Consider the following 4181-nt stretch of genomic DNA (forward strand, 5'->3'; position numbering starts at 1 on the left):
CCCATGTATTGGGACAGGACCGTGTAGAGAACGTTCCCCCGGCGTGTGACGAACAGCGTGTTGGTGGCGGCTCGGAGGTTTTGCCAGTCGTTGCCCAGGTCGGCTTTCCACACTTCGAGCACCTTCATCCAGTGGGCCACCTGGATAGCAGAGGCATTCTCGAAGCACCAGGCGATGTGTGGGCCGCAGGACCGTACATCGCCTGCAGGGCGTCGGAGTCGAAGCGGGCGGTCATGCGGGTTTCGCCCAGGTATTCTCGGCTGAGTGACAGCACGCTCTGCATGGCGTCCATCTCACACTGCGTGGAGGCGAGCCGCTGCATCTGTTGCTGAGCGTGCTTGCATGCATCCTCAAGGTGCTCGAATACCCTTGGCTCCCGAGCACGACCGCCACTGGGCGCGTCGAAGCTGAAGGCCGAGTAAATCCCCAGAGGAACGTGCGCGACCGCCTTCAAACACTGGTAGGCGACGGGAACTCGGGGGGATTCTCTGGGCACGCCGCCGGAACGGTGCAGAATCATATAGCCACCCTCCCCGTTGAAGAGTGCGAGGAGGATCGGCTTGCTTTCCAGCATGCGCTTTTTGTATCTCGCCAGAGCCTTGCCGTATGCATTCAGGGTTGCAGTGTTCAGGTCGATCAATGCTTCGGCATCCATATGTCCAATCCCTGCAGGAAAAGCCCGACCCCACTACGTCACACTGCCTGCGGACGGGACATCCACATGATCAGCAGGACCTTGAATCGGCCCTGCGTCCGATGATGAGACTCATGGCTTCCTGGCGAGTGGTGCCATCCCGAAGTTGGCCACGAACGGCTGACGTGATGGTTTGAGACCCTGGCTGTCGAACCCCCCGAACCGACATGCACATGTGCTCACACTCGATTACCACGATGACGCCTCGCGGCTGAAGGATGCGCATCAGGGAGTCGGCTATCTGTGTGGTAAGTCGCTCCTGCACCTGAGGTCGGCGAGCGAACACCTCTACCAATCGGGCCAGCTTCGAAAGTCCGGTGATTTTGCCGTCCACGGAAGGAATGTATCCGACATGCGCAACTCCGAAAAAGGGCAACAAGTGATGCTCGCAGGTCGACTTGACCTCGATGTCCCGCACCAGCACCATTTCATCGTGACCGAGGTCGAAAGTCGTCGTCAGCACGTCCTCCGGCCTTTGGCGCAGACCTGCGAATATCTCCCTGTAGGCCCTGGCCACTCGGGCCGGCGTTTCTGTCAGCCCTTCTCGGTCCGGGTCCTCGCCCACCGCGATCAGCAGTTCACGGACGGCAGCCTCAGCCCGCTTCTCGTTGAACCCAGTGGCGGGAAATGTCTCAATTATGGCTGAATCAAACATAGATCCTCATAACTAGCATGGTAGCGAGCTGGTGGGCGTAGTGGCGGACATCGCGATCAATCGGCACGATTCTCGTGTACACGGCTCCGATTGATAGTGACCGAAGCATCCTCGAAGAAGACGGAGATCGGTGCACACGGCTTGTGGACTGTCACCTCGACCTCCTCCACCGGCTTATTACTGAGACACTGCTCGGCAATGCGTTGAGCCAAAGTCTCAATGAGATTGACCGGATCTCCGGAGATGATCGCGGCGACTTGCTCCGCCACAACTCCGGTATTCGCCGTCTGATTGAGGTCGTCTTCCGCGGCAGCCAGGCGAGAGTCGAGGTACAGAACTACGTCTACGACGAATACCTGCCCGCCGATCCGCTCATGCTCGAAGACTCCATGAAAGCCCCGACCGCGGAGGCCCTTCAGAGTGATACGGTCCAACATATAATCCACTGCTCCTGTTCGGCTCACTCAATGATCTTGGTATAGATGTACGCCCCTCAACCGGCTGGGGCATAGACAATGTTGAGGTGCATAAGAACATTTGGCTGCGGACTCAAAATACGCGATCACTTTCGAGCCTTCTTCGGGTTTGGCCACGGGCTCTCGATACCACCAATACCGCTCGGTCCTTCCCGCCGAAGTGCTTCGTTGACCTATTCCCGAGGAATCCCAGGCCGCGCGGAAGGCGACCATCTCCCACGCTGCGCCACCCCTTCGGGCGCGCACAGGAGTAGTCACTACTCACATGGACGCTTGATCACGGTGGAGTACTGAGGTTGAACTCGTCATGTCGTGCTGTTTGGTCAGGCGGGTCGGACAGCCTGTGGCCGGTCTCGGCGAGGCAGGTGTCTGTGAGGTGGGTGCGGTACCGGAGTGCCGTAGGCCGGGTCGGGTGCGCACGCCGAGCTGCTGATGCGCGGCAATCGGCAGGACGTCGTAGTCGCGCCAGGAGATGCCCTGGCAGCCGTCGCGCCGGCCGTCGTTCCGACGCGGCCGGTAGATCAGCCGATGTCGGTGGCTGGGCTTGCCGCATGTCAGCGCGGCGATCGACACTCGTCTGCGGGAACGGCCCCACCCCCACGCTCTTCCGTTCTAGTGGTCGTTGCAACACCCCAGGTCAAGGGGTGTGATGAACTTCAAGACCCGGGGGAACCGGCAGGAGGCCGTGGGCCGTAGAGCCCTGGTCCGTGAGCGAGCTGAATACTTTCGGCTCATGGACCAGGGCTTCAACAACACAGAGGCCTGCCGGATCGTCGGGATCAACCGACGGACTGGCACGCGATGGCGGCACGGCCGCCAGGCCACGGGAGTGACACGGGCTGCTCCACCGATTTGCAGACCGCTCTCGCCCGCCGGCCGATCACCGTCTTGACCCCCGACAGAATCCAACGCCGGTCTTCCCAGCCATGCGCGGCCGACCCCTGGCCAACTCCGCCTCCGGCTGTGTGAACTGCTCTTGCTTCAGCCTCGGAAGAAACGCCGGTCCCTGCGACCGCAGAGCCCGCGGACCGCCCGCGTCCCACATCTGTCGCCATCGCTGCACCGACCGGACTCCGACCCGCAGGTCGTTCGCAATCGTCGAACTCGCCTCGCCCTGGGCGGACCTCTCGGCCGCCTTGCGCCGTAACTCTCGCGGAACTCGCGGGCGCCCGAGCAACCGAGGGGGTGGCCGAGGGCGAGCCACCGTTCAGCGGTCAGCCCGTCCCCTTGTGGATCCCGCCTGCCCCGGTGATACCGCATGGGCGATGAGTCGGCAGCCTCAACGACACCAGGACTGCAACCTCAGCAAAGGTGTCGGTGGCGAACCTGTGGATGTGCGTGCTGAGCTGATCGTCAGCTGCCATCTGAGCTCTCCGTCCTGCCGCAGGTCGGCGGGAGTGAGGCCAGCCGCGGTGGCGACGGCTGCAGATGCCTTGTGGCCCGGGTGGATATGGGCGATGACCGTGCGCACTGGGTGTTTCCGGAGCCAGGCGACAAGTCCTTGGGCGGCTTCGGTGGCGATGCCGCGCCGCTGCCACGGGCTCCCTACTACCCAGGCGATCTCCGCAATGGCTCCGTGGTCGTCGACGATGACCGTTGCTTGGACATAGCCGGTCAGGCAGGCCGCTTCGCGGAGTTGGATCACCCAGTTGCACCAGGACTCGCCGGGTCGGGGTGGACCGGCCGCCAAACGTTCGTAGCGGGCACGCAGGTCCCGGGTAGTGTCCGGGGTGCCACCTGTGAAAGCGTGCAGGCCGGGGTCGGACAGCACCGCGGCCATCTCGTCGGCGTGCTCGGTGTGCAGGGGAAGCAAGGCCAGCCGGTCGGTATGGATGATTTCGGGCTCAAGGGTGATCAAGCTGCCTCCTGGTTGAGATGTTCGACGAGTATGCGCGCTGGAAGCGGGTGTTGGCCCGGACGAGTGCAACGAGATGCGGTGCGTCCACCGACGCCAGCCATTCTGGTCCCACTTGACCAGTTCGGAGATCACTGCGACGGCGGCGGCTCGAGAGTCGAATTCCGTACTGAACTCGAATGCGTGATGTCGTCGGCCGGGAAGGTCGGTGCCGGTCGGTGAGGCAGCCATCGAGGACTCGTGGCGGTACTGAAGCTGGCGCAGGCTGCGGCGGACCGCAGTGATCAGGTCAACGGCGTGAGCCGTACCGAGTGCCGTGAAGCGAGGCGGACCGCCGGGCTTGCCGCTGGCAGTATTGGTTGGATCACGATGCACCGACGCCTCGCCTGGGACTACGAGACCCTGCCCGCCAGCTCCGAGGGCCATGATCCACGTCGCCTCAATCGACAACCTCGCCAAGCGCATGACGGACGAGATGACACCCACTCGGCGAGGAACTTA

Annotated in this window: 5 protein-coding genes and 2 pseudogenes; 2 read left to right on the forward strand and 5 right to left on the reverse strand. The window is 62.8% G+C overall.

The features are described from left to right. Positions 1-124 precede the first annotated feature (124 nt). The 3 genes from ACZ6CZ_RS37765 to folB form a co-directional block, all read right to left on the reverse strand. Positions 125-655, reverse strand: coding sequence for a hypothetical protein (locus ACZ6CZ_RS37765; protein WP_469030605.1), 531 nt, complete (start codon positions 653-655; stop codon positions 125-127). A 70-nt stretch (positions 656-725) separates the two neighbouring features. After that, a complete protein-coding gene (gene folE, locus ACZ6CZ_RS37770; protein ID WP_469030606.1) occupies positions 726-1349 on the reverse strand; it encodes a GTP cyclohydrolase I FolE in 624 nt (207 codons plus the stop codon). Positions 1350-1405: 56 nt separating this feature from the next. Beyond that, positions 1406-1783 (reverse strand): dihydroneopterin aldolase, encoded by a 378-nt coding sequence (gene folB / locus ACZ6CZ_RS37775; protein WP_469030613.1) that lies wholly within the window; start codon positions 1781-1783, stop codon positions 1406-1408. 691 nt (positions 1784-2474) lie between these two features. On the opposite strand from folB, the pseudogene ACZ6CZ_RS37780 reads away from it, so the two are divergent. Beyond that, positions 2475-2699, forward strand: a pseudogene (locus ACZ6CZ_RS37780) (helix-turn-helix domain-containing protein); the annotation flags it as partial. A gap of 6 nt (positions 2700-2705) precedes the next feature. Here the strand turns inward: ACZ6CZ_RS37780 and ACZ6CZ_RS37785 are convergent. Both ACZ6CZ_RS37785 and ACZ6CZ_RS37790 read right to left on the reverse strand, forming a co-directional pair. Then, positions 2706-3029 (reverse strand): helix-turn-helix domain-containing protein, encoded by a 324-nt coding sequence (locus tag ACZ6CZ_RS37785; protein WP_469030608.1) that lies wholly within the window; start codon positions 3027-3029, stop codon positions 2706-2708. Positions 3030-3104: 75 nt separating this feature from the next. After that, a complete protein-coding gene (locus ACZ6CZ_RS37790; RefSeq protein ID WP_469030611.1) occupies positions 3105-3683 on the reverse strand; it encodes a GNAT family N-acetyltransferase in 579 nt (192 codons plus the stop codon). Between the two features lie 348 nt (positions 3684-4031). Between ACZ6CZ_RS37790 and ACZ6CZ_RS37795 the strand changes: the two are divergent. Next, positions 4032-4181, forward strand: a pseudogene (locus ACZ6CZ_RS37795) (IS5/IS1182 family transposase); the annotation flags it as partial.

It is taken from the genome of Streptomyces sp. NPDC041135 (assembly GCF_055592085.1).